This window comes from Polaromonas sp. Polasp52 (genome assembly GCF_059491565.1).
The window spans coordinates 3,856,912-3,882,358 of record NZ_CP168513.1; the positions used below are offsets into that span (position 1 = coordinate 3,856,912).

The 25,447-nt window shown below is 66.8% G+C and carries 22 protein-coding genes; 15 read left to right on the forward strand and 7 right to left on the reverse strand.

Annotated elements, in window-relative coordinates; genetic code table 11:
* Positions 1–7 precede the first annotated feature (7 nt).
* The gene (locus ACEN9P_RS18105) at positions 8–880 is read left to right on the forward strand and encodes an FkbM family methyltransferase (RefSeq protein ID WP_495620045.1); all 873 of its coding nucleotides are present in this window, start codon (positions 8–10) and stop codon (positions 878–880) included.
* The gene (locus ACEN9P_RS18110) at positions 881–3,157 is read left to right on the forward strand and encodes a glycosyltransferase (RefSeq protein ID WP_495620046.1); all 2,277 of its coding nucleotides are present in this window, start codon (positions 881–883) and stop codon (positions 3,155–3,157) included.
* Positions 3,158–3,186: 29 nt separating this feature from the next.
* On the opposite strand, the gene ACEN9P_RS18115 is transcribed toward ACEN9P_RS18110, so the two are convergent.
* Together ACEN9P_RS18115 and ACEN9P_RS18120 are read right to left on the reverse strand one after the other, a co-directional pair.
* On the reverse strand, positions 3,187–4,686 hold the full coding sequence (locus ACEN9P_RS18115) for a protein kinase domain-containing protein (RefSeq protein WP_477660724.1): 1,500 nt from the start codon (positions 4,684–4,686) through the stop codon (positions 3,187–3,189).
* Positions 4,687–4,698: 12 nt separating this feature from the next.
* Positions 4,699–5,694 (reverse strand): FHA domain-containing protein, encoded by a 996-nt coding sequence (locus ACEN9P_RS18120; protein WP_477660725.1) that lies wholly within the window; start codon positions 5,692–5,694, stop codon positions 4,699–4,701.
* 574 nt (positions 5,695–6,268) lie between these two features.
* Here ACEN9P_RS18120 and ACEN9P_RS18125 point away from each other — a divergent pair.
* The 3 genes from ACEN9P_RS18125 to ACEN9P_RS18135 are packed head-to-tail and all read left to right on the forward strand — an operon-like array spanning position 6,269 to position 9,769.
* On the forward strand, positions 6,269–6,916 hold the full coding sequence (locus ACEN9P_RS18125; RefSeq protein WP_477660726.1) for a hypothetical protein: 648 nt from the start codon (positions 6,269–6,271) through the stop codon (positions 6,914–6,916).
* A 10-nt stretch (positions 6,917–6,926) separates the two neighbouring features.
* Positions 6,927–7,577: a glycoside hydrolase family 25 protein gene (locus ACEN9P_RS18130; protein WP_477660727.1), complete on the forward strand. Its 651-nt coding sequence runs from the start codon at positions 6,927–6,929 to the stop codon at positions 7,575–7,577.
* Positions 7,574–9,769 carry a glycoside hydrolase 64/thaumatin family protein gene (locus ACEN9P_RS18135; protein ID WP_495620047.1) on the forward strand — a complete coding sequence of 732 codons (2,196 nt, stop codon included), beginning with the start codon at positions 7,574–7,576 and terminating at the stop codon, positions 9,767–9,769. The genes ACEN9P_RS18130 and ACEN9P_RS18135 overlap by 4 nt, the downstream gene beginning before the upstream one ends.
* A gap of 26 nt (positions 9,770–9,795) precedes the next feature.
* Here the strand turns inward: ACEN9P_RS18135 and ACEN9P_RS18140 are convergent, their stop codons facing one another.
* Positions 9,796–11,562, reverse strand: coding sequence for a FimL-related protein (locus ACEN9P_RS18140; protein WP_495620048.1), 1,767 nt, complete (start codon positions 11,560–11,562; stop codon positions 9,796–9,798).
* 418 nt (positions 11,563–11,980) lie between these two features.
* On the opposite strand from ACEN9P_RS18140, the gene senA reads away from it, so the two are divergent.
* Complete coding sequence (gene senA, locus ACEN9P_RS18145; protein WP_477660907.1) at positions 11,981–13,231, forward strand: selenoneine synthase SenA; 1,251 nt, start codon at positions 11,981–11,983, stop codon at positions 13,229–13,231.
* Positions 13,232–13,237: 6 nt separating this feature from the next.
* Here senA and ACEN9P_RS18150 read toward each other — a convergent pair whose 3' ends face one another.
* On the reverse strand, positions 13,238–14,353 hold the full coding sequence (locus tag ACEN9P_RS18150) for a substrate-binding domain-containing protein (RefSeq protein ID WP_495620049.1): 1,116 nt from the start codon (positions 14,351–14,353) through the stop codon (positions 13,238–13,240).
* A 149-nt stretch (positions 14,354–14,502) separates the two neighbouring features.
* Here ACEN9P_RS18150 and ACEN9P_RS18155 point away from each other — a divergent pair, with 149 nt between their 5' ends.
* The 8 genes from ACEN9P_RS18155 to ACEN9P_RS18190 all read left to right on the forward strand — a co-directional run bounded on the left by ACEN9P_RS18155 (position 14,503) and on the right by ACEN9P_RS18190 (position 21,695).
* On the forward strand, positions 14,503–15,255 hold the full coding sequence (locus ACEN9P_RS18155) for an ABC transporter permease (protein WP_477660731.1): 753 nt from the start codon (positions 14,503–14,505) through the stop codon (positions 15,253–15,255).
* Positions 15,252–15,941, forward strand: a complete 690-nt coding sequence (locus tag ACEN9P_RS18160; protein ID WP_495620050.1) for an ABC transporter ATP-binding protein — start codon at positions 15,252–15,254, stop codon at positions 15,939–15,941. Before ACEN9P_RS18155 ends, ACEN9P_RS18160 begins: the two co-directional genes overlap by 4 nt.
* On the forward strand, positions 15,938–16,762 hold the full coding sequence (locus ACEN9P_RS18165; protein ID WP_495620051.1) for an ABC transporter substrate-binding protein: 825 nt from the start codon (positions 15,938–15,940) through the stop codon (positions 16,760–16,762). The genes ACEN9P_RS18160 and ACEN9P_RS18165 overlap by 4 nt, the downstream gene beginning before the upstream one ends.
* Positions 16,763–16,899: 137 nt before the next feature.
* Positions 16,900–17,673, forward strand: coding sequence for a molybdate ABC transporter substrate-binding protein (locus tag ACEN9P_RS18170; RefSeq protein ID WP_495620052.1), 774 nt, complete (start codon positions 16,900–16,902; stop codon positions 17,671–17,673).
* A 41-nt stretch (positions 17,674–17,714) separates the two neighbouring features.
* A complete protein-coding gene (locus ACEN9P_RS18175) occupies positions 17,715–18,095 on the forward strand; it encodes a DUF2946 family protein (protein WP_495620053.1) in 381 nt (126 codons plus the stop codon).
* A gap of 80 nt (positions 18,096–18,175) precedes the next feature.
* On the forward strand, positions 18,176–20,530 hold the full coding sequence (locus tag ACEN9P_RS18180; RefSeq protein ID WP_495620054.1) for a TonB-dependent receptor: 2,355 nt from the start codon (positions 18,176–18,178) through the stop codon (positions 20,528–20,530).
* A 53-nt stretch (positions 20,531–20,583) separates the two neighbouring features.
* On the forward strand, positions 20,584–21,135 hold the full coding sequence (locus tag ACEN9P_RS18185) for a YcnI family copper-binding membrane protein (protein ID WP_495620055.1): 552 nt from the start codon (positions 20,584–20,586) through the stop codon (positions 21,133–21,135).
* 56 nt (positions 21,136–21,191) lie between these two features.
* Positions 21,192–21,695 (forward strand): copper chaperone PCu(A)C, encoded by a 504-nt coding sequence (locus ACEN9P_RS18190; RefSeq protein ID WP_495620056.1) that lies wholly within the window; start codon positions 21,192–21,194, stop codon positions 21,693–21,695.
* A 25-nt stretch (positions 21,696–21,720) separates the two neighbouring features.
* On the opposite strand, the gene ACEN9P_RS18195 is transcribed toward ACEN9P_RS18190, so the two are convergent.
* On the reverse strand, positions 21,721–22,884 hold the full coding sequence (locus ACEN9P_RS18195; protein WP_495620057.1) for a helix-turn-helix domain-containing protein: 1,164 nt from the start codon (positions 22,882–22,884) through the stop codon (positions 21,721–21,723).
* 84 nt (positions 22,885–22,968) lie between these two features.
* On the reverse strand, positions 22,969–23,355 hold the full coding sequence (gene crcB, locus ACEN9P_RS18200; RefSeq protein WP_495620058.1) for a fluoride efflux transporter CrcB: 387 nt from the start codon (positions 23,353–23,355) through the stop codon (positions 22,969–22,971).
* A 48-nt stretch (positions 23,356–23,403) separates the two neighbouring features.
* Between crcB and ACEN9P_RS18205 the strand changes: the two genes are divergently transcribed.
* Positions 23,404–24,120 carry an aspartate/glutamate racemase family protein gene (locus tag ACEN9P_RS18205; protein ID WP_495620059.1) on the forward strand — a complete coding sequence of 239 codons (717 nt, stop codon included), beginning with the start codon at positions 23,404–23,406 and terminating at the stop codon, positions 24,118–24,120.
* Positions 24,121–24,135: 15 nt separating this feature from the next.
* Here the strand turns inward: ACEN9P_RS18205 and ACEN9P_RS18210 are convergent, their stop codons facing one another.
* Positions 24,136–25,431: a TRAP transporter large permease gene (locus ACEN9P_RS18210; RefSeq protein ID WP_477703878.1), complete on the reverse strand. Its 1,296-nt coding sequence runs from the start codon at positions 25,429–25,431 to the stop codon at positions 24,136–24,138.
* Between the last annotated feature and the right edge of the window lie 16 nt (positions 25,432–25,447).

A 25,447-nucleotide genomic window follows, 5' to 3' on the forward strand; every position in this document is an offset into this window, starting at 1 on the left:
ACCGCCCATGCAACAAGCCAAGCTCCTGCAAGCCGGCCCGCCCGCGGACGACGCGCCGCGGGAACTCAGCGTATTCGTCCATCACCACGCTTTCCGGGTCCGTGCCAGTGCTGCGCGCGGGGACTTCTGGCGCCGCGTGGGCGAGGGCGGGTGGGAGCCCCAGACCTTCGAGGTGTTCCGGCGTTTCCTGCGGCCCGACAAGTCCTACATCGACATGGGCGCCTGGATAGGGCCCACGGTGCTTTACGGCGCCATGTTTTCGCGCCGCGCCCATGCCCTGGAGCCGGACCCGGTGGCTTTTGCCGAACTGGCGGCCAATGTCGAGGCGAATCCCGCGCTGCGGCCCAAAATCAGGCTCTACCCCTACGGTATCAGCCCCGAAAGCGGGCCGCTGCGGCTTTACGCGGGAGGGCTTTATTTCGGCGAACAAAGCCGCTTCGGCGACAGCATGTCGGGCATGCTGGCCGCGCCGGGTGCCGTCGGCCAGCCCTGCCGCGAAGTCCATGGCCTGGACCTGGAGAGCTTCCTGGCGCTCAATGGCATAGACGACTGCAACTTCATCAAAATGGACATCGAGGGCGGCGAATACACGCTGATCCCCGGCCTGTGGCGGCGCCTGCCGCAGCTGGGCCTGCCCACGCTGTATGTTTCTTTTCACGCCCCCGAACCGGCGCGCCGCGAGGCGCTGATCCGCGCCTGCGCGGAGGAGTTGCTGCTGTGCTATCCGCGCTTTTACCGCTCGGTGAATGCCCAGGCCGTGGCGCTGGAGCAATTGCTGGACGCGGTCAGCGACTGGGGCGACGAAACGCCGGGCAGCCCCTGGCGCACGCTGGAGGCGCTGCTGGGCGCGGGCCTGCTGGCAAGCCGCGAGGAGTGGTAGATGCCGGCCGCGCCAGAGCGCCAGATCCTGATCGGCGTGTATGTGGCCGCGCATGCCGATGCGCTGGCGGCCACGCTGGCCAGCCTGTTCGAAAACACACCCATGCCTTTCGGCCTGCGGCTGCTGCCGGACCCGGCCGACGAGGCCGAGGCCGTCGCGCTGCAGGCGCGCTTTGAGGCCCTGCCGGGCCTGGAGCAGCTGCGCGGGCCCGTGCATGAAGGCGCGGCCGAATGCTTTAACCGGCTGGTGGGCGTGCCGGCCGACATCTATGTCTTTCTGGAAAACGGCGCGCGGGTCACGCCGGGATGGCTGGAACTGCTGCTGGCCGCGCTGGACGCGGATCCCAGCCACGGCCTGGCCGGCCCCTCGACCAACCGCTGCTGGAACGAGCAGGCCGTGGCGCCGGCTTGCGGCGAGGCGCAGGACGCCCTGTGGAACCAGGCCGATGCGCTGGCGGCCAGGTTCGGCCATGCCTGCGTCACGCTGGAGCCGCTGCACAGCCTGTCCGACTTTTGTTATGTGGTGAGGAACGAGGTGGTGGCCGCCATAGGCGCGGCCGACAAGGCCTATGCCCAGGGCCCGTGCTGGGAGATGGACTACAACATACGCGCCGCGCGGTCCGGCTTTCGCGGGGTCTGGGCCCAGGGCGCTTTTGTGCACAGGGCGCCGCCTTGCCCGCGGCGATCCCGGCTGGAGGACAGCCTGCTGGACACCAGCAAGCGGCTGTACCAGGACCGCTTTTGCGCCTGGCGCGGCGAGGCCCAACACCCGCCCGCGCCTTACCATGCGCATTGCGCCGGCGAGCAGTGCCGCTACTTCGCCATGCCCGAGCGCATGCGCATCTTTGTGCCGCCGGCCGCGGCCCTGGCCCCGCCGCAACAGGTGCCGGAGCCGCTTGCCGAGGCGCCGCTGCTCAGCTGCATCATGCCTACACGCGCCCGGCCCGCCTTCGTCGAACAATCGATACGCTATTTCCAGCGCCAGGATTACCCGGCGCTGGAGCTCATCATCGTTTACGAGGAGGGCAGCGACCTGCCCGCCGGCATCAGCGACGCGCGCATACGCTGCGTGCGCATGGCCCCCGGGGCCAGCATAGGCGCCAAACGCAACGAGGCGGTGCGCCTGGCCCGGGGCGAGCTGGTCGCGCACTGGGACGACGATGACTGGTACGGCGAGCAGCGCCTGAGCCGCCAGGCCGCGCCCATCCTGCACAACATCGCCGACATCACGGGGCTGAACGACATGCTGTTCATGGCGCGGGCGCAGGCCGAGTTCTGGGCGCCCAGCCGTGCGCTGTTTCGCCGCATGTTCGTGGAAAACGTCAGCGGCGGCTCCCTGCTGTTCCGGCGCAGCCTGTGGGAAATCCACGGCCGCTATCCCGCCACCTCGCTGCGCGAGGATGCCGACTTCCTGCTCAAGGTCCTGGCCGGCGGTGCGCGCCTGTGCCGTGTGCCCGGGCGCGAGCTGCACATCTATGTGCGCCACGACAACAACACCTGGAAATTCAAGGAAGGCCATTACCTGCAGCAAAACGCCTGGGCGCGTGTACCGCAGCCGCCCTGCCTGGAGCGCGACCGCGATTTTTATTTTCCGCCGGCCGCCGCCGCGCCGGCACCCGCGGCGGCCGCATGGCCGCTGGTGTCCTGCATCATGCCCACCGCCGACCGGCGCGACTTCGTGCCGCAGGCCATCCGCAACTTCCTGGCGCAGGACTACGGCCCGCGCGAGCTCATCGTGCTGGACGACGGCCGCGACAGCGTGGCCGACCTGATCCCCTCGCACGAATCCATCCACTACATGCGGCTGGAGCGCAAGCTGAGCCTGGGCGCCAAACGCAACGTCGCCTGCGAGATGGCCCGCGGCGAGCTGATCGCGCACTGGGACGACGACGACTGGATGGCGCCCGGCTGGCTCAGCTCGCAGGTCAAGGCCTTGCTGGAGCAGGGGGCGGACATCTGCGGCCTGGACAGGGTGTTCTTTTATGCGCCCGAGGGCAGGCGCGCCTGGCAGTATGTCTACGACGGGCGCTCGCCCTGGGTCTACGGCGGGACCCTGTGCTACCGCCGGGAGTTCTGGCGCGATGCGCCCTTCGCAGACATCAATGTGGGCGAAGACAACGCCTTCGTCTGGGCCCCGCGGCACAAGCGCATCGCGGTCAATCCCGAGCAGCACCTCTATGTGGCCCGCGTGCACACCCGCAACACCAGCCCCAAGGAGACCCTGAACCGGCGCTGGCGCGGCTACCCGGTCGAGCAGGTGGAGCGGCTGATGCTCTGAGGCCGCGCGGCCGGGCGGCCAGACGGCTCCTATCCCTGAAGGTCGGCCATCAGCCGGAACACCCTTTCTTCCCCCGCATGCCGCGCGGCCGCCGTGCCCAGGTATTCCTCAAACTGCATATTGGCCGCCAGTTCGCGGCGGGCATGCTGGCTGGCCACAATGGCGCCCGGCTCGGCCACGCTGTTCAGGTGCAGCGCGACGTTGGCGCCGTGGTTGCGGCTGGAGGCGTCGTGGCGCGAGGCCGGCCGCACGCTGTGGATGCCGCCCGATATTTCCAGGCGCACGCCGTGCTGGACTTCCAGCAGGCGGCTTCTGCGCTGCACGCGGGTGCACAGGTCCATGGCGGCGACGGCCGCCTGCTGCAGGTTCTGCGCGCTGCTCGCGCCCTGTTCAAAATGGAACAGCATGCAGTCGCCCAGCACCCCGGCGCTCTGGCCCTGGCCGCCTTGCACGGCATTGGCGCACCAGCGCATTTGCTGCTCGCGCATCTCCTGCAGGTAGGGCAGGGCCAGCGAGGAATTGCGGGCCGGGTACAAGCGCAGGCCCACGCAGAGTATGCCCAGCGCATGCTCCGCGTCGGCGGGCTCGGCCGCGGGAATGTCCATGCTGTCCAGCGTCAGCTGCCGGGCGCCGCCGTCCGCGGGGGCGCCTGGCGCCGGCCAGGCCTGGCGCGCACCGCGCAGCTGCGCCAGGCATTGCACGAGGTCAAGGTAGAGGCCGGCCGCATCGGACGCGCGCTGCCGCAGGTCTTTGTGCAGCGCCTGCCGCAACAGCGGCGCCACCGGGTGGTCGGCCAGTTCCTCGGGCAGGGCCACGGGTTCCGCGCCGAGCTGGCGCTGCAGCACCTCGCCCATGTCTGCGCCCTGCACGCAGGGCCTGGCGCTCAGGCACTCGAGGAAGATCAGGGCCCATGCGTAGAGGTCCGTGGCGGGCGTGCAAGGCTCTCCCCGCAGCTGCTCCGGCGCGCAGTAGGCGGGCGTGCCCTCGGCGCCCGTCACGAAGCGCGGCTCACCCCGGTGGCTGGCCAGCCCGAAGTCCAGCAGCTTGAGGTGCAGGGCCGTCCCGGTGGAGACGACCATGAGGTTTTCGGGCTTGAGGTCGCGGTGCACCACCTGGTGCTGGTGCAAAAAGGTCAGGGCGTCCAGCAGCTGCGCCATCAAGGCCATGGTGTCCGGCAGGGGAAGGCCGCCGTTTCGCTGCAAAAAGTCCCTCAGCGTTTCTCCCGGGATGAATTCAAGCACCGCGAAGATCAGCCCGCCCTCCGCCAGGCCCTTGTCGATGAGCCGCACCACATGGGCATGCTGCAGCATGGCCAGCACGCGGGTCTCCTGGTGCAGGCGCTGCTGCACGCGTCGCCTCGCCGCGGGATTGTCCGCCGAAGCCGGATGGGGAATCTTGATGGCGACGAACTGCCCCGTGCTGCGCTGCCTGGCCTTGAACACCTGGCCTGACGCGCCTTGCCCCAGCAAACCCAGCGACTGGTACCCCGGCACGCCCACGGGGAAGCCGCGTGAGGGCACCCGTGTCATGGCGCAGAGAGATCAGGCCACGAGCGACTCTTCAGGGAAGCTCTGGTCGCCGGCCAGCGGATCGAAGTCGGCCTCCAGCGCCGCGCCGCGCGTGATGCGAAAGCGCAGGTTGCCGAAACGCAGCGAGCCGCGGCGGCGCTCTATCAGTTCGGGCACATGCGCGCCGGGCGGCAGCGCGAGCGCAAGCTGCTTCCTCATGCGAAAGATCTGGATGTTCAGGTGGCCGGGGTCCAGGCCCAGCATCTTGGCAAGGCGGTCAAGCTCGACCCAGCCCTGCGCGTGGGGCGCGAGCTGGCGCTGCGCATCGGCCAGCCGCAGGCGCGCCAGGATCAGCAGCGCGTAGTGGTGCGAGCGTTCACCGAGGTTGAGGTGAAGGCCGGCGTCATGCAGCTCCAGCCATGCATGTTCCTCGTCCTGGCTCACCTTGAAGAAAAGCGCCGGCTGCGAGCGCCTCATCTGCGCCTTGTGTCCGGCCATGCAGTCCATGGTGGAGACCACTTCGGCCGCCAGCAGAAAACACCAGACCTTGCCGGCGAAGCGGACCTCGTCGCCGTCTTCCAGGACCCAGCTGCCTTCAGGGGTGGTGCACACCCACTGGCCTTTTTCACTGTGATGGATGGAGAGCTCCGCGGCCACCCCCTGCGGCAGCAGGTTGGATCGGCCCAGGGGAATGTAGGGCTCGTCATGGCCCAGCGGCCACAGCAGGTTGCGCGGCGGCGACAGGTCTTCCACCTGCCACGCGGCTCCGTCTTCGTGCCCGAAGCTGATGGTGGCGCCCACGCACAATTCCAGGCCTTTGGTGCTGGAGAGCCGGGTGCCATCGAGCAGGGTGCCGTTGCGGCTGTGGTCGCGCAGTTCCCAGGCCTTGCCGGTCCAGCGCACCGAGGCGTGCAGCTGCGAGGCATCCAGGTTTTCAAGCAGGGTGTCGGCGGAACGGCCCCGCCCGAAGACATGGTGCGTGCGCAGGTAAATCTTGCGCTGCGTGACGCGGTTTCTCAAAATAGCCACTTGCCTTCTCCCTCCTTGCCATCAAGCCTCATGGGAAGAGCCATCGCTCTGTGGCGCTGTGCATCCTGCCCGTGTTGAAAAACCGTATCGGTCGGCCGCAGTATCTGCGAGACGTTCGATCGTCGTCAAGCGCCGCGGCGCGTATTTACACAAGCGCGCCGTTTGGGCATTAATTGCCTTGATTTAAATCTCACAAGGCCTGCGCATTCATCGGAAATTTTCCCTTGCCCGGGTGCGCAATCCCTGCAGGGGCGGGCGCATGCCATGCGCCTTGTACTCACGCAGAGCATGACGTAAATCCCGGCGCAGTTCAATCGGGACTTGCGCCTGTATCGCTGGCGCATTGCCACCTGCCGGCAGTTGCCGGCGGCAGCGCGTATGCGCCTTTAAGTCAAAACGTTGCGTCGAAAAAAATGCGCAAGCCTGTTTGAATCTCAAAGTGTTAGCGCGCGCCGTGCGCGAGGCCCATCGCCTGTAATGCCGTGTAATCGCCAACGCATGGATTCATGCCGACAATTTATCCAGCGAGGTGGCGACTGCCATTCGCAGCGATCCTCGTAGCACGGAGAAGCCCATGCCTTGTCTCAGCAATGCCCAACGCAACCTGCTGGCGCCCGCCGGTGAAGACCATCCGCGCGATGGTGAAACCGTGCCGACCTCGGAGCAGGCGCCCTTCATCTATACCGCCTGCTGGGGCTGGGCCTTGACCGGCGAATATGAAAGCGCCGACAACGCCTACACCGCGCCCACCATCCACAACTCCGACGGGGGCGCTTTTGTGTTCAACAACGGGCGCGTGCCGACCGGCCTGAACGACGACTTCTTCAACACCACCGACATCATCTTTCCGCGGACCGTGCCCTTTCACCAGGTGCTGGCCGACAACCCCCAGGCCGAGCAGGATGTCTGCCGCGTGGCCCTGATGACCGGCACCGCCCAGCTCAACGGCCACACGGTGCCGGCAGCGGATGGCTCGGCCGTTTACACCATGGTCATGAAATCCGGCAGCTGGTACGGCTGTGACCACTGGGGGCTTGGCGTGCAGGCCACGGACGGCGTGACCACCACCTTCCGGCAAAAGGTCAGCGGCAGCGTGGCCAGCCCGGAGCCGCTGCAATACAACTGCGGCGTGATGTGGGATGAAGACCTGCCGCTGGAGACGGTGCTCAGGATAGACGGCCAGCTGCAGGCGCAGGTCAACATGCTCAACAACGTCGTCTGAGGGGCCGGGCATGTGGGTGCGCGGCATAGACGTCAGCCACTACCAGGGTGCCGTGCGGTGGCCCCAGGTGGCCCGCAATGGCGTGGCTTTTTCTTTTGTCAAAGCCACCGAGGGGGCTTACGTCGTGGATCCCTTTTTCAAGGACAACTGGGCGGGATGCGCGGCCGCCGGCTTGACGCGCGGGGCTTACCACTTCGGACGCGCCGTCAGCCTCGCCGAAGACCAGGCCCAGAAATTTTTCGCAACCGTTGGCGCGCTGGGACGCAATGATTTGCCGCCGGTGCTGGATATCGAAACCCTGGACGGGTGCAAGCCCCCTGCTGTGCTGAAGTGGGTGCTGGACTTCACCGCCGCGGCCGATGCCTTGTTCGGGCGGCAGACCATGATTTACACCAGCAACGGCTTCTGGAAACACCTCGCGCCCCTGCCGGGTTGCGAGCCACTGGGCAAACGAAAGCTGTGGCTGGCTGACTATGCGGAGCATCCGTCCATTCCCGCGCCCTGGCAGGCATGGTCTTGCTGGCAATACAGCGATGGCGCCGTCAATGGCGGAACGCGCATAGACGGCGTGGCCGGCGACGTGGACCAGGACTGGTTCGAGCCGGCCGACTTTCAAGCGCTGACCACACCCCCAACCCCTTTCGGCCAAGGACTCCCATGACAAATTACGTCACCCTCAGCATCGTCAACAACAGCCAGCAACACGGCGGGGCTTCGGGCCTGGCCGATGAGGCAATCTATCTGTTCCTCACGCAGGAAACCCTGAACCAGGCTTGGAGCATGGACCCGGCCACCGGCGTCGCCACGCCCGTGGCCGAACCGGGAACGCTGGCGCCCCTGTTCACGCTGGCCGACCTGAAGAAGGCCGGCGGCGCCATCCGGCTGGATGCCGGCAAACAGTTTCCTTCGGCGCGGCTTTACTTCAGCAACTCGCCGGACGCGGTGACCGCACCGAACAACAAGATCAGTGGCCCGACCGCGGCCACGGCGGATTTTTTCTATGACTTCGTGGAAGTCACGCTCAGCTGCACCGCCGCCAACGCGCCCAGGCATGCCCCCCCGGACACCCTTAACCTGGACATCACCCAGGTGGACCAGCTGGGCATTCCGTTCACGGTCCAGGTCACGCCCCAAGACCCCAATTTCAGCGCCGGCTCGGGCATCGTGCCCACGCTGGACCGGCAGACCTTGGTGAGCAACTTCAAGGCCATGGCGGTGGGCCCGCTCGTGCCCTTTGCCGACTGCGTGTACCCCGAGGGCAGCGACGCGGCCACGCCTTACCGCTTGCTCAATCCCAACGACCTGATCAGCGGCCAGTTGCTGGCTGCCAGCTTGCAGGGAACCCTGGCCGTCTCGGGCACTCCCGGCGCATGGCAGGCCAGCTTCAGCATCACCGGCCCGGGCAGCCCGGCCCCCACCAATGGCGGCCTGAGCGTGGGCATGCCGGTCAGCGGCCCCTTCATGCCGGCCGGCGCCACCGTGGGCAGCCTGCCCGGTGCGCCCTCGGGCAGCACCGTGGTGATCAGCAGCGCGAGCACCGCCGCCAGCAACCCCTTCACCGCCAGCACCAGCCCGGTGGAGCTGTTCTTCCTCACGCCGCCTGCCACCGCGCTGGCAACTTACTTCGACGCGGCCATCGACAATTTTTTTGCCTGGTACAAAAAGAACCCCGGCCTGTTGCAGGTCGAGCAGAACAACAACGGCAACCACATCTACACCGGCAACGTGGTGCAGGTGGGCGGCATCATAGACATCGACGGCAACAGCAACACCTATACCGTGCTGCAGTTCACCGGCGGCAACAGTGAGACCTACAACCTCTACTACCCCTTCTTCAGCACCAATTCCCCCGCCGGCAAGACCACGCCTTTCGGCGCGGCCGTGCCGCCGCCGCCCGCCTGGTGGACGCCGACCAAGGGCCTGATGTATTACGCGCCGCCTTCGATGATGGTGTTCGGGGCCAGCGGCGTGTTTGCCGACAACACCCAGCAGCCGCTCACCGCACCCAACAGCAGCGCGGTGCTGGGCGCCATCGAGAACGTCATCGTCACCGCGCTGGGGCGCGGCTACGCGACCACCTGGAAATTCCTGCGGGGCGGCATCAGCCCCGGCAACCCGGCCACCACCGCGACCGTCAGCCTGGGCGGCGGCGCTACCACGGCGGGCCTGGTGGACCAGATGGACATGGCCTCCTTCCAGATCGCCAATATCCCGATGACGGTGTCCCTTCCGGCCGGCGCACCGGTGAGCCGTTTCAGCGTGAGCTCGCCGCTGGACATACTGCCCACCACGCCGGACCTGCTGACCTTTTCGCAGTTTTATCCCGCGGGCGGCACCTGGAGCGCTTTCGCCAATTTCCTGCACAACCCGGCCGTCACCATAGGCGGGCGCGCTTATGCTTTGCCCTTTGACGACCAGGGTGGCTTCAGCTCTGACCTGAACGCCGCGACCTCGGTCGCCAGCCCGGCCAGCGTGCTGGTGACGCTGGGCCCCTGGGCGCCCGGGGCCGACAGGCCGGCCGTCGTGGGCGGCGACAAGTTGCCGGTACGGCTGGTCTGGCAGGCCAGCGAAGACTATTGCTTTACCTTCCTGCTGTACTACGACACCAGCGGCGTGTACACCACGATGCAGATCACGATCCAGGGCGGCCAGTTCAGCGGCAACGGCTATGTCCCGCCGGTGGCGCTGCAAAGCGCGGCGGAGACCATCGATATGAAGCTCATGGCTGTCGGCGCGCCCTACAACTGGGGGCTGTGGTGCAACATCCATGTGCCGGGCTTTGACTTCGAGGGCAATGCCTTTGAGTTCAGCACGCAGTACAACAACCCGCCGCCGTACACGGTCTGGGAGTAGGAGGCTGCTCAGGCCGTGGGCGGGTCCTAAGCCTCTTTGTCGGCCTTGAGTTCGCCCTTGGCGGCATCGTAGACAAACAGCCGCTTGGCCAGCGCGGGCTGGTAGTTGAGCATGTCGATCAGAAAGCTCAGCGCGCCCAGGTTGTTGCCCAGCCGGTCGAAGATGCCGTCCGCGTGGGCTTTTTGTTCGTCGGCGCCGGGCTTGAGCATGCGCTCGACCAGTTCGCGCATGTGCGTCACCGCGAGCGCGGCCTGGTCCAGGTCCAGCACGGACAGCACGCCCTGCATCTGCGCCAGCTGCCCCGGCACCACGGCCAGCAGCTGGGTGTCTTCGGGCGTGCGGAAAAACAGGTCCAGCGATTTTTCGAGCGCGGCCAGGGAGGTTTGCAGCTCGCCGACCACGCTTCCCATGGTCTGCTTGTCGTTGACGCGCTGGTAGAGCTGCTCCATCCACGACTCCAGGGGCTGCGCGGGGCCGCCATCGCGCGCGCTCTGCAGACGCTCGGCCAGGCGCGCCGTGCGCGCCCACAGCTGGGGGTCGTTGGGATCGAAGTCGTCGAACACGGCCTCCAGAAAGAGCACGGCGGTGGCGAATTCCAGCGCCAGTTCGGGCCTGGGCGCCTGGCCGGATGTGACCGTGCTTTCAATCACGCGACTCATGGCGCGCGCCAGCACTTCGCTGGGCGGGTGCAGCTTGACCAGCGAATCCGTCACCAGACTGAACTGGTCGGTCAGCATCTTGAATTTGCCGAGGTCGCCCGCGGTCGCGGCCGACCAGGTTTCCTTGGCCGAGGCGATGCGCTTGCGGGCCTGGGCGATCAGGGCCGGCGCGAAGCGGCCGAACTGGACGGACTCATAGTCCACCGGCTTGAAGCGTTTGAGGCCATAGGCCGAGCGCACCGCCGACAGCACCGGCGAATCGCTGGCGCGCTGGACTTTCGCCTGGGAGCACAGGAAGAGCAGGTCTTCGGCGAGCCTGGCAGAGGCTTCCGTGCCCTTGGCCAGCCACACGTATTGCAGCAGCACGCGCAGGGTGGCCCGCTTCACATAGAGGTCGACGTTCAGCAGGCCCTGTGCCAGCGCCTCGAAAAAACCGGCGGCAATTTTCCAGAAGGTTCGGGATTCAATGCCGGTCTGCGTTTTTGCAAAGCCCAGGCAGGTGTCGCGAAGGCTGCGCGCGGCCTCGGCGTCGCCGGTGCGTATCAGGGTCAGCATCAGCCGGTCCAGCAGTTGCCGGGTTTCATCGCCGTATTCGCAGTCGGGGACGGTGATGTCCAGCACCGGCTCTATCCAGCGCCACTCGAAGACCCAGAGGTCCGCGGGGTGGACGCGGTCGGCACCGACCAGGCCCTGGATGTCGCGGTACTGGGGGAAGAGCGAGACCGCAGAAGCCGGCTTGCCCGCCAGCACGTCTTCGAGGTAGTGGACGATGGAAAAGCCCGCCAGTTCAATCTTGCCTATGGCATCCTGGTTGCACTGCACCGGTGACTGTATGAATTTCTGCACCGCGGTTTCCATCGCCCGCAGCACCAGCGCCGGGGCGCTCATGCCCACCATCTCCAGCGCGCCCACGGCCTGGTGCAATTGCTGGCGCGCGATGCGCAACTGGCCCGCGTCCAGCGCGCCGATGTCGGAGTTGCGCCCGGCCTCGGTCTCGCGAATGAAGCGTTTGAGCGCCTTGGTTGAGCCTTCCAGCGATTTGCGCAATTCCTCCAGCACCCAGGCCAGGGGCCCGAGATCCAGCAAGGTCAGGTCGAGTTCGGCGGGCTGTGAGTTGAGGTCATGTAATTGCATGTGGGGTCGGGCCGGTAAGAATCGATTTTTTGAGGTCGCGGTGAGTCCGGAGGCAAACGCTGTGCCCCGGGGTGTCTCCCCCAATTGAAGGAGAACTGGCCGCAGTCTATCCGCGTCTTTGCCGAATCAAAAGTGGAAAATACGCATGCGCCGCGCGGGCCGACCGGCGGTTGCGCAGGCGCGATGGACAGCCGCCGGCCGAGGGAAAACACCTGATGCACGCTATTGACTTATAGCCCGCCGGCTGGTCCTGTCTCTGCTATTCTGGCCTTAACGCGTGCACGGCTGTGATGGCGCCTTGGTGGCGTCCACCGCGGCCGGGCCTGCGAGGACAACTCCCTTGGCTTCAGACGCTACACCTAATTCATTACCCTCCTCACCGCCTGCCGCGGCAGGCGTCCTGGTGGACTCTCCCGCGATGCGCGGCGCGGGCCGTGGCCCGCTGTCGCTGGCACTGATGGATGCGCGCAACAACACCCTGCATTTGTTCGCGCAATACCAGCAGGCGCTGGAGGCCGGGAATTTCGCCGTGCCTTGCCTGCCCAACGTCAACCCGCCGCTGTGGGAGCTCGGCCATGTGGGCTGGTTCCAGGAGTGGTGGATAGCCCGCAACACGCAGCGCGCCCTGGGCACGCGCTGCGAGCCTGCGCGCACCCGGCTCGCCTCCATAGAGCCGAATGCCGACCGCTGGTGGAATGCGCAGCTTGTGCCGCACAGCGCGCGCTGGACGCTGGACCTGCCGGGCATGGCGCACTGCCGCGCCTATCTGCTGGACACGCTGGAAGGCACGCTGGACCTGCTGGAGAAAGCCGGGCCTGCCGGCCAAGGTACCGCGGGCAGCGACGACGCGCTGTACTTCTACCGGCTCAGCCTGTTCTTTGAAGACATGCGCGGCGAGGCCCTGGTGCGCAGCGCGCAAACCCTGGGCCTGGCGCTGGACAAAACCCTGGCGGACGCTTTCACGCCGGTGCCCATGGCGCTGCGCGAGCCCCTGCTGGTTCCGGCCACGGTGTGGCGGATGGGCAGCGATGGCGGCGCGGGTGGCGTGGGTTTTGCCTTTGACAATGAGTTGGCGGCGCATGCGGTCAGCGTGCCCGAATTCGAGATCGACGCCCAGCCCGTGAGCTGGGCGCAGTATGTGGAATTCGTCGGCGACGGCGGCTACGACCGCGAGGAACTCTGGCAACCGGACGGCTGGCGCTGGCTGCAGGGGCTGGCCGCGGGCGAAGGCCGGCGCGGCCCGCGTTATGTGGACCAGATCGGCGTCTCCAGCGGCGCGGTGATACAGAACCGATTCGGCGTGCCGCGCCGCATGCAAGGCAACCAGCCGGCCATGCACATGAGCTGGTGGGAGGCCGACGCCTGGTGCCGCTGGGCCGGACGCAGGCTGCCGGCCGAAGTGGAGTGGGAACTGGCCGCGCACACGGCGGCGCGGCGCGGTTTTAAATGGGGTGATGTCTGGGAGTGGGTGGGCAGCAGCTTCAGGCCCTACCCGGGTTTTGCGCCCGGCCCCTGGCAGGCTTATTCGCAGCCGCGATTCGGCACGCACAAGGTGCTGCGCGGCGCCTCTTTCGCGACGCGTGCGCGCATGAAAAACCCCAGGCACCGCGGCTTTGCCTTGCCGGGCCGGGATGACGTGTTCTGCGGCTTTCGTTCCTGCGCTCTCTGAAAAGAGTCAGGCCTTGGCCTTGCCGGGCTTTTCCTTGCGGTAAGTCCACCAGGGCAGGGTGGCGCGCAGCGACAGCACCTTGCCGCTCTGGGCCAGCTTGCCGCTGTAGCCGGGCAGGTGCTCCAGGGTGGCTTGCCAGTCGCGGCTTTGCAGTTCCTTGAGCAGCGCCTGCACCTGCGGCGTGGGCAGCTCGGACTTCAGGCAGACCAGGTGGTAGCGCTCCTGCGCCAGCGGCACAAAGCCCAGGCCTTTTTCGCGCGCCGCCGCTTCAATGCCCAGGCCCGCGTCGGCCGCATCGCTGGCGATGGCCTGGGCCACGGCCGTGTGCGAAGGCTCCTGGCTTTGGTAGCCCTGGATTGCGGATGAGGCCACGCCGGCCTTGGCCAGCAATTCATCGAGCAGCACGCGCGTGCCCGTGCCCTCGGCGCGGTTGACATAGCGCAGGCCGGGCTGTGCCAGGTCGGCGGCGCCGGTGATGCGCAGCGGGTTGTTTTTGGCCACCATCAGGCCCTGCGTGCGGTGGGCGAAGCCGATCAGCTTGTGAAGCCCGGGCTTGAGCAGGTTGCGGTAGCTGCGCGCGGTGAGGGACTGGTTGCCCGGCTGCTCCAGCGTGTGGAAACCCGCCATCATGCAGCGCCCCGCGTTCAGCGCCGCGATCGCGTCCACGCTGCCCATGAAGCGGATGTCCAGGTGCAGGCCACGCGCGCCAGCCTGCTCGCGCAGCGCCGACAGCGCCGCGTCGTGGCTGGCGTACAGCGTGAGCACATGGGCCTCGTCATCGAAGGCGGTGGAGAACGCGCGCTCGATGTCGCTGGTCAGGGCTTCGATCTGCGGCGCCAGCCGTGCCTGCGCCTGGCGCTCGGCCCACAGCAGCTTTTCGCCGAACTCGGTAAGCCGCGCGCGCTGGCCCTTGTCCCAGACGATGAGCTCGCGCCCCAGCGTCTGCTCCCAGTCCTTGAGCGCGCCCCACACGTGGCGGTAGGACAGGTCCAGCGCCTTGGACGCCTTGGAGATGGAACCCTGCTCGCGCACCGCATGCAGCAGGTCCATCAGCGGGTTGCGTATCAGCGCGCTTTTGCCGCGCTGCGGCGTGAGCAGGTAGGAGAGTTCGACTTTGTGCATGGCGGGCAGGGGTGGCTTCGATTATGAGTGCATGCGCCGGCGGGGCAGGGCGGGCAGGCGCCTCAACCTATGCAAACGGCTTCATAGCGATGATTCCTGATGTGATTCAAGGACTTAGGCCCTAGGCTAGAGTGCTTCCCAAACCTTCAATGAACACCTTCTCCGACAGCGCCGCCACGGCCTTTTCCCTCATCACCTCGCTTGATCCCGTGCTGGCCGGCATCGTTGCCCGCTCGCTGGCCGTGAGCGCGTCCGCCTGCGTGATCGCCTGCAGCGGCGGCCTGCTGCTGGGCGCCTGGCTGGGCGTGTCGCGCTTTCGCGGCCGTGGCGCGGTGCTGGCCGTGCTCAATACCGCGCTGGCGCTGCCCTCGGTGGTGGTCGGGCTGGTGGTCTATTTGCTGCTGTCGCGCAGCGGGCCGCTGGGTTTCCTGGGCTGGCTGTTTTCCTTCAAGGCCATGGTGCTGGCGCAGGCCGTGCTGGTGCTGCCCGTGGTCACCGCACTGGTGCGCCAGGCGATAGAGGATGCCGACCGCAGCCACGGCGAGCAGTTCCAGTCGCTGGGCGCGGGCCGCTTTGTGCGCGGCCTGATCCTGCTGTGGGATGAACGTTATGCGCTGCTCACGGTGCTGATCGCCGCATTCGGGCGGGCCATCTCGGAAGTCGGTGCGGTCATGGTCGTGGGCGGCAACATCGACGGCTTCACGCGCGTAATGACCACCGCGATCGCGCTGGAAACCAGCAAGGGTGATCTGCCGCTGGCCCTGGCCCTGGGCATGGTGCTGCTGGGCGTGGTGCTGCTGCTCAATATACTGATCGCGGGCCTGCGGCGCTGGCGCGAACAGCTCGACGACCGCCTGCCCGACCCGGCCGCCGGCCTGGCCGCGCATGGGGGGACGCCATGACCGAGCTCTTCCAGCTGCAGGCCGTGGATGTGCGCTACGGCCGCGTGCAGGCGCTCAGCGGCTGCACGCTGCGCATCCAGGCCGGCGAAAGGCTGGCGCTGGTGGGTTCCAACGGCAGCGGCAAAAGCACCTTGCTGCGAACCCTCAACGGCCTGGTCAAGCCCGCGGCCGGCAGCCTGCAGCATGACACGCGGGCCTGCCAGGCCATGCTGTTCCAGCGGCCTTACATGCTGCGCGCCAGTGTGCTGCGCAATGTAGCGCTGGGCCTGTGGCTGGCCGGTGTTCCCTGGCGCGAAGCCAAGGCGCAGGCGCTGGTGGCGCTGGAACGCGTGGGCCTGGAGCACCTGGCCACGCGCAATGCCAAGGCCTTGTCGGGCGGCCAGCAGCAGCGCGTGGCGCTGGCGCGGGCCTGGGCGCTCAAGCCGCAGGTGCTGCTGCTCGACGAGCCCACCGCCAGCCTGGACCCCTCTGCCAAGCGCGAGGTCGAGCGCCTCATGGCCGAGTTCGCCGATGCCGGCATGACATTGATCTTCAGCAGCCACAACCTGGGCCAGGTCAAGCGCCTGGCGCAGCGCGTGATTTACCTGGAGCAGGGCCGGCTGGTCGCCGACCTGCCCACGGCGGCATTTTTTGGCGGGCCGGTTCCCGCCGCGGCGGAAGCATTTTTAAAAGGAGAACTTGCATGATCCACCTGAAAACTCTCAGGGCGCTGCTGGTCGCCCCGCTGGCCTTGTCGGCCGCGCTGGCCATGGCGCAAACCAGCACCATCGTGATGGCGTCCACCACCTCGACCGAGCAGTCGGGCCTGTTTTCGCACTTGCTGCCCGAGTTCAAGAAAGCCACGGGCATAGACGTCAAGGTGGTGGCCGTGGGCACCGGCCAGGCCATAGACATGGGCCGCCGCGGCGACGCCGACGTGCTGTTTGTGCACGACCAGGTCGCCGAAGAGAAGGTCGTCGCCGAAGGCTTTGCCGTGAAACGCTTCCCGGTCATGTACAACGACTTCGTGCTGGTGGGCCCCGCGGCCGACCCGGCCAAGGCCAAAGGCAAGGACATCGTCGAGGCGCTCAAAAAACTCAGCGCTGCGAACGCCAACTTTGTCTCGCGCGGCGACAAGAGCGGCACCCATGCCGCCGAACTGCGCTACTGGAAAAGCGCCGGCATCGACACGCCGGCCGACAAGCCGGCCTTCGCCAACTACAAGGCCTGCGGCTGCGGCATGGGTCCGGCGCTCAATATCGCGGCCAGCAGCGGCGGTTATGTGCTGGCCGACCGCGGCACCTGGCTGTCCTTCAAGAACCGCGGCGACCTGGCCGTGCTGGTCGAAGGTGACACGCGGCTGTTCAACCAGTACGGCGTGATGGTAGTCAACCCCGTTAAACACCCGCAGGTCAAGGCGGCCGAAGCGCAGAAGTTTGTCGACTGGGTGATCTCGCCCGCGGGCCAGGCGGTGGTTGCCAGCTACAAGATAGGTGGCGAGCAGCTGTTTTTCCCCAACGCAAGATGAGCTCCCCCCTGTCCAGGCTCACTGCGTGTAGCTTGTTCTCCCCTCCAGGGGACGGCGCCTGCGGCCCGGCAAAGCCGGTTCCGCGGCGCCTGCTGGTATGGGCTGCTGCGGCACTTGTTTTTTTAGGAGGCCTGAACATGGCGCATGCCCAGCCGTCCCCGGCCACTCCCGGCAATGCCGAGCCGCTGCGTGTTTACGCCGCGGGCAGCCTGCGCGAAGCCCTCACCGAAGTTGCCCGGGTTTATGAATCTCGTACAGGCCTTAAAACCCAGCTGACCTTTGGCGCCTCCGGCCTGCTGCGCGAGCGCATTGAAAAGGGTGAGCCGGCGCAGGTGTTCGCATCGGCCGACACACAACATCCCCAGCGCCTGCATGCCATGGCGGGCGGCGCATGGGCGCCACCCACGCTGTTTGTGCGCAACCAGCTGTGCGCGCTGGCCGTGCCGCAGCTCAATGCAGAGTCCGGCAAGCTGCTGGACCTGATGCTGGACCCGGCCGTCAAGCTGGGCACTTCCACGCCCAAAGCGGATCCCTCGGGCGACTATGCCTGGGAGGTATTCCGAAAAGCCGAGGCACTGAAACCCGGCGCCTATGCGGCACTGGATGCCAAGGCGCTCAAGCTCACCGGTTCGCCGGAGGCACCCCAGCCGCCGGCCGGCCGCAGCACCTACGAATGGCTGATCACCGAAGGCCGCGCCGACCTGTTCCTGACCTATTGCACCAATGCGGTGGCAGTGCGCAAGGAAGTGCCGCGCATGAATGTGGTGCAGATGCCGCTGGAATTGCAGGTGAGCGCCTTCTACGGGCTGACCGCGCGAAGCGGCGATGCGGCGGCTGGGCAATTTACCGCTTACCTGCTGACACCCGAAGCGCAGGAGGTGTTCCGCCGTTTCGGCTTCGGCGCGCCTTGAAGAGGGATGGGTGGATTGGGGGGTGTACTTATAATCGCCCTGTGCCTCACCATCCCGCCAACCGTCTGACCCCCCCTGTATGGGAACGCCTTGCCGCCTGGCTGGCTTTCCTGGCCGTGCTGTCGGCGCTGTGGGCGCCGGTGTCCATGCTGGCCCAGGATGTCAAAACCGGCAAGCTGGGTGGCATCTGCAGTGTCAACACGGTTTCTTCCAATGCCGGCGGTGATGCCGCCGGCGGCGATGCGGGGTCCACGGGCCTGCGCTGCGACTTGTGCGCTTCGCCGGGCCTGGTGCTGCCGCCCTTGCCGCTGCCAGCCACCCCCTGTTTTTCCGGCACCGATGTTGCCGCATCGGACCTCTCTGCGGCCGCCGGTGCCGCCGTCCCCGGGCTGCCCTTCAGCCGCGGGCCTCCCTCCGTTTGATGTGAACCGCCTCGCCTGAGGCATTCCCGCGCGCGGGCCTGGCGGCCTGTGCGTCCGTTCATTTCAGAGTGTGAGTTTTCATGAACCTTTCCCGCACACCGTGCGCGCTTGCCTGGCGCGGCGCCACGGCGCTGGCTTTCCCCTTGGCAGCCATTCCCCTGGCGGCGTTCGCGCAGGCCCAGCCTGCCGAGGCACCGGCCAGATCTCTGGGCGTGGTCACGGTCAACAGCGGCCAGCCGACCTCCCTGCCCACGCAGATTCCGACCACGATTGAAGGCATCACGCGCGAGCAGATCGCGCAGACCATCAACGCCACCGACAGCGAAGACGCGCTCAAGTACTTTCCCAGCCTGCTGGTGCGCAAGCGCTACATCGGCGACTACAACCACGCCATCCTCTCGAGCCGTGCCTCGGGCACGGGCAACAGCGCGCGCTCGGCGGTGTATGCCGACGGCATTTTGCTGTCCAACTACCTGGGCAACGGGATTGCCAACGGCACCAATTACGCGCCGCGCTGGGGCCTGGTGACGCCGGAGGAAATCGAGCGGGTCGACGTGCTCTACGGCCCGTTCTCCGCCGCTTACCCGGGCAACTCGGTGGGCGCGGTGGTGGACTACATCACGCGCATGCCCACGCAGTTCGAGGCGCATGCCAAGCTCAACGGCTTCACGCAAAACTTCAAGCTCTACGGCAGCGACAGCCGCTTCAGCGGCAGCCAGGCTAGCGCCTCGCTGGGCAACCGCAGCGGCGACTGGTCCTGGTTCATCAATGCCAACCGCACCGAAAGCGCGGGCCAGCCCCTGACCTTCGCCACGCGCACGCTGAGCACTGCGGCCCCCGCGGCCGGCGCCACCGTGGTGAGCGGCGCGGTACCCGGGCTGAACACACGCAATGTCCCCTGGCTGCTGCTGGGCGGCGCCACGCAGTACGAGACGCGGCAGGACCACCTCAAGTTCAAGCTTGCCTACGATTTTTCATCCACGGTGCGCGCCAGCTACACCCTGGGCTATTGGAAGAACACAGCCGAGAACCGTTCGCAGAGCTATTTGCGTGATGCGGCGGGTACGCCGGTCTACAGCGGCAACGTCAGCATCAACGGCCGGGGCTACACGCTGGCGGCCAGCGATTTTGGCGTGAGCAACGAAGCCTTGACGCATGTGATGCACGGCTTGTCCGTCAAGTCGAACACGCAAGGCACCTGGGACTGGGAGGTCGCGGCCAGCCTGTACGACTACCAGAAGGACCAGGTTCGCGCGGCCACCAGCGCACAGCCGGGCGCCCTGAACGGCGGCGCCGGCACGTTGCAGGACCAGGACGGCACCGGCTGGAACACGCTGGCCTTCAAGGGCATCTGGCGGCCCGAAGGCGTCCAGGGCGCGCACATCGTGGATTTTGGCTTCCAGCAGGACAGCTACCAGCTGCGCATCCTCAAGTCCGCGGCGGCCAACTGGCTTACCAGCGGGCCGGGCGCCGTGGTGAGCGACGTGGGCGGCAAGACCCGTTTGCGCAGCCTGTATGCGCAAGACGCCTGGGCCTTTGCGCCCAGGTGGAAAACCGTGCTGGGCGCACGCCTGGAAAACTGGACGGCCTCCGGCGGTTTCACCAGCTTCGGGGCCGGCAGCCCGGCCAACACGGGCTATGCCTCGCGCAGCGACAACGCGGTATCGCCCAAGGGCGCGCTGTCCTACCAATGGTCGTCGGATACGGTGCTCAAGGCCTCGGTGGGCCGCGCGGTCCGCTTTCCGACGGTCGGGGAGCTGTATGGCGCGACGGCGACGGTCAATTCCCAGTACATCAACGACCCCCATCTCAAGCCCGAGAAATCCTGGACCACGGAGCTCACGGCGGAAAAAGACCTGGGCAATGCCTTGCTGCGCCTGACTTTTTTTACCGAGGACACCCGCGACGCGCTGTATTCGCAAACCACCTTCGACCCCGCCGCCAATGCCAACATCAGCCGTGTGCAGAACGTCGGGCGCATCAAGACCCAGGGCGTGGAGCTGGCCTTCAGCGGCAACGACGTGCTCAAAAAAGGGCTGGACCTGAGCGGCAGCATCACCTACGCTGATTCCCGCATCAAGGAGAACGGCGGTTTTGTCGCGGTGGCGGGCGACACGCTGGGCAAGTACCAGCCGCGTGTGCCGGTGTGGCGCGCCACGGCCGTGGCCAACTACCGCTTTACGCCGCAGCTGTCGGGCAGCTTTGCCGCACGCTACAGCGGCAGGCAGTATTCGAGTTTGGACAACGCCGATGTGAACGGCTTTGCCTACCAGGGCACCAGCAAGTACTTCACCACCGACGTGCGCCTGCGCTACCAGGTGAACAAGCAATGGAGCGCGGCGGTCGGCATCGACAACCTCAACAACGACCAATACTGGAATTTCCACCCCTATCCGCAGCGCACCTTCATGGCCGAACTGAACTTCAGCCTGTGATCCGCGCTATCTTTTTTACCAAGCCACCCTATTACCAAGACCAAGGATGAACCATGAAACCTATCGCCCTTAAAACCATTGCCGCCGGCATGCTGCTTTTGGCCGCCTCCCTGCCCGCCGCCGCCCACGTCACCCTGGAATACCAGGTGGCCAATGCGGGCAGCTATTACAAGGGGAGCTTCAAGGTCGGCCACGGCTGCGGCAACTCGCCCGTCAAGCAGATCGTGGTCACGATTCCCGCGGGCGTGCAGGGCGCCAAACCCATGCCCAAGGCCGGCTGGGCGCTGGAAGTCACGCGCGAGAAACTGGCCCAGCCGCGGCAGGACCACGGAAAAGCCGTCACCGAAGACGTGTCCCGCATCAGCTGGACGGCCAAAACCCCGGCCGATTATTTGCAGAACGACTGGTATGACGAGTTCGTGCTGCAGGCCAAGCTGCCGGCCCAGGCCGGCATGCTGTACTGGCCCGTCATGCAGGTGTGCGAGGAGGGCAAGGTGGATTGGAATGAAGTGCCCAAGCCGGGCCAGTCACTCTCCGACCTGAAAAACCCCGCCGCCGCACTGGAACTGATGCCCGCGGGCGGCGGCGGCGAGCACAACCACTGAACGGCGCCGGCTGCGCCTCGTTTTAAAGTCCACCCATTGTTTCAAGGAGCATTTGCATGACATCCGGAAAATTCCCGACATTCTCCAAATTTTCACAAGCCGCGCTGCTGTTGTTGCTCGCGCTGGGCGGTACGGCCGCCCTGGCGCAGGGCGCCGCCGTCAAGGTCGACGGCGCCTGGGCGCGCGCCACCGTGCAGGGGCAAAGGGGCTCGGGGGCTTTTATGAGCCTCACGGCCAGTGAGGCGACCCGGCTGGTGGGTGTGTCCTCACCGGTAGCCGGCGTGGCCGAAGTGCATGAAATGAAGATGGAGGGCGACGTCATGAAAATGCGCGCGCTGCCCTCGCTGGAGCTGCCCGCCGGCAAAAAAGTGGAGTTCAAGCCCGGTGGTTACCACGTGATGCTGATGGACCTCAAGGCGCCGCTGGCCAAGGACAGCACGATTCCCCTGACCCTGCTGTTCAAGGACGCCAAGGGTGTGGAAAGCAAGCTGGAGCTGAAACTGCCGGTGGCCACGGCAGCGCCCGGTGCGGGCGGCGCCGCGGCGGAGCACAAGCACTAAGGGTCCAGCCGCGGGTAGCCGGGCTCTAGCCGCGCTTGCCCGGGCCCAGCCGCCGGTACACCGTGGCGCGGCTCACACCCAGCGCCCTGGCGGCCTGCAGCACATTGCCGCGCGCGTCGCTGACGGCCTTGCGGATCAGCGCGGTTTCAAGTTCCTTGAGCGGCCGGCCCGCGTCGGCCGAAGGCGGCAGCTGCAGCGCGGCCGGCGCGGCATCGCGGCCGGCCGGCAGCGGCATCGCGTGCAGGCGCAGGCCCGACCACAGCGGCGCCTCCAGCACGCCGCCCTGCGCATTGACGCGGCGCTGCGCCGCGTCAAACAGCATTTCAAAAGGCATGGCGAACAGCTCGCTGCAGTGCGGCATGCCGCCGGCCGCGGCGTCCAGGCGCGAGAGCATTTGCCGGGCCGCCGGGTTGGCGCCGGTGACGCAGCCGTCGGCGTCCACGCAGAGCAGGCCGTCACTGTCGTCGCCCAGCACCCGGCCCGGCCAGTTGAGCCTGACCAAGAGGGCATGGGGCCGACCCAGCGTGAGTGCGTTTTCAATGCTGCGCGCGCACTGGGTGACCAGGTGCTTGAGCTCGGGCCGCTCGGCCGCTTCTATGCCCGTCAGGTCCAGCATGCCGGCACAGTGCCCGTCGGGGCCGAACAGCGGCGCGCCGGCACAGCTGTAGACCGAGGTCGCGTCGAAAAAATGCTCGCCCCGGTGCAGCCAGACCGGCTGCAGCTCGCCCAGCGCCGCGCCTATGGCGGTGGTGCCGACCCGGGCTTCCGAAAGGTCGGTGCCTATACGCGTGATCACATCGGCGCGGCCGTCGCTGCGGTCTATGCGGCCGTTGACGTCGACCACCACGCCGGCCTGGTTGGTCAGGATGGCGAAGTAGCGGGTGTCGGCAATCGCGCGGCCCAGCCGCTCAAGCGTGGGTTTGGCGGCCTGTACCAGGTGCTGGTTGGCTTCCTGGTGGCGCCGCATCTCGGCGGCCGGCACGGTGTCGAAGGAGGGGGCTTGTTCAGGGTGCTGGCCGCCGGCCAGGCAGCGCCGCCAGGAGCGCTCTATCCAGCCTTCCAGGGCCGGCGCCGCGTCGGCGGGCCGGGTTTCGCCGTACAGGACGGCCTGGCGCGCGCGCCCTATGCGCGCCAGCCTGTCCTGGCCGCCCGCGGCCTGAGCGGGATGAAAGGGGGTCATGGATGCCATGGCCCATTGTGGCGAATTTCGCCGGTTTGCGCAGAGGGGGTTTTTGCCTGGGCGCGCCGCTGCGGCAAGCGCCCCGGGACGGTATCAGCGCGCGTGGGCGGCGATCAGCAGCATGGCGGACTTCAGCCCCGCCACCGTCATCAACAGCGAACCCAGCACGTGCACCGTGGCTGTCAGCGCCGCCAGGCCGTAGCGCGCGTCCATCAGGAAGATCACCACCTCGGCTGAAAACGAGGAAAAAGTGGTCAGCCCGCCCAGGAAGCCGGTCACCAGCGCCAGGCGCCAGACCGGGTCCAGCTGCGGCATGGCCTGGAATACCGCGATGCAGATGCCTATCAGGTAGCCGCCTATCAGGTTGGCGGCCAGCGTTCCCCAGGGGATGATGCCGCCCGGCGTGAGCCACAGGCTCAGGCCCCAGCGGGCCAGCGCGCCCAGCGAGGCGCCGATGGAGATGGCAAGCACGGTCAGCATGGTGTGTGTGGGGAGGAAAGGAGCTGGGTTTGGCGGGACAATGCAGCCATGACTTTAACCGCTGCGCCCGCTTTCGGCGAAGCGCCCGGCTTCCTGGGCGTGGTGATGCTGGACACCCGCTTTCCGCGCCCACCCGGCGACGTGGGCCATCCCGATGCGTTTGGCGTGCCGGTGCGCCGGCATGTGGTGCGCGGCGCCTGGCCCGGCAAGATTGTGCAGACGGCGGCCGGCTTGCGCGCCTCGGGCGTGGCGCCGGCCTTTGTGGAGGCCGTGCAGGCGCTGGAAGCCGAGGGCGCACGCGCCGTCACCACGAGCTGCGGCTTCCTGGTGCTGCTGCAGGACGAGCTGCAGGCCGCCGCGCGGGTGCCTGTGGTGACTTCCAGCCTGCTGCAATTGCCGGGGCTGCTGGCGCACCAGGCGAGGGTCGGCGTGCTGACCATCAGCGCGGCCGCGCTGGGGCCCGAGCACTTGCAGGCGGCGGGCGTGCCGGCCGGCCGGCTGGCCGACGTGGTGGTGCAGGGCGTGGACCCGGCCGGGGAATTCGCAACGGCCATACTGGGCAACCGCGACACCATGGACATGGACAAGGCCAGCCGCGAGGTGGTGGATGCGGCGGTGGCGCTCAGGCGGCGCGAACCTTCGCTGCAAGCGGTGGTCCTTGAATGCACCAACTTGCCGCCCTACCGGCAGGCTGTCGAAGCGGCCACAGGCCTGAAGACCTGGGCGCTGACGGATGACGAAAGATTGCTGCGCCCCTGGAAATAAGCGGCTGCCGCAGGCCTACATCTTGCCCGGTAGCCAGGTGGCGATCTGCGGGAAAAACCAGAGCAGCAACACCATGCCGCACATCAGGAAGAAAAACGGCAAGGTCACCCGCGCGATATAGGTGATTTCTTTTTTCGTCATGCCCTGGAGCACAAACAGGTTGAATCCCACCGGTGGCGTGATCTGTGCCATCTCCACCACGATGACGATGAAGATGCCGAACCAGATCAGGTCCAGCCCGGCCGCCTGCACCGTGGGCAGGATGACGCCCATGGTCAGCACCACCATCGAGATGCCGTCCAGAAAGCAGCCCAGCACGACATAGAAGATGCTCAGCACGACGATGAGCATGAAGGGGCTGAGCCCGAGGCTGGAGACGAATTCGGCCAGGTGGCGAGGCAGTCCGATGTAACCCATGCTCAGCGTCAGGAACGCGGCGCCGGCCAGGATCAGCGCGATCATGCAGTACAGGCGCGTCGCGCCCAGCAAGGATTCCTTGAAGGTGTTCCAGCTCATGGACCTCTGAACGACGGCCAGCACGAGCGAGCCGACGACGCCGATGGCCGCGGCCTCGGTTGCGGTGGCCACACCGGTATAGATGGAGCCCAGCACGGCGCCGATGAGGAGCACGACCGGTATCAAGTGGCGCGACTCATAGATTTTTTCGCCAAAACTCATCGCGGCATCGGGCGGTGGAATCTTGCCCTTGTTGAGCAGGGCCCACACGACCAGGTAGCCCGAGAAAAGAGATGCCAACAGCAGGCCGGGAAAAACGCCGGCGATGAACAACCGGGCAATCGACACGTCGGCGCTGACGCCGTAGACGATCATGATGATGGACGGAGGAATCAGCAGGCCCAGCGTGCCGGCGCCCGCGAGGGAGCCTATCGTGATGTCTTCCGGGTAACCGCGTTTGGCCAGTTCCGGCAGCGTCATCTTGCCTATGGTGGCGCAGGTCGCCGCCGAGGAGCCGGAAACCGCGGCAAAAATGGTGCAACCGATGACGTTGGTATGCAGCAGGCCGCCCGGCAACCGGCTGACCCAGGGGGCGAGGCCCTTGAACATGCTTTCACTGAGCTTGGTGCGGAACAGGATTTCACCCATCCACACAAAAAGAGGCAGGGCCGTCAATGTCCAGCTCGACGAGGATCCCCAGATGGTCACGGCCATGGCGTCACCGGCGGCGCGTGACGAGAAAAGCTGCATGCCTATCCAGGCCACGCCCGACAGCGTGAGGCCTATCCACACGCCGGAACCCAGAATCAGGAAAAGCGAAAGAATCAGCAGCGAAGTGATGGCGAGATCGGACATGTTGGTTCTTTGTTGT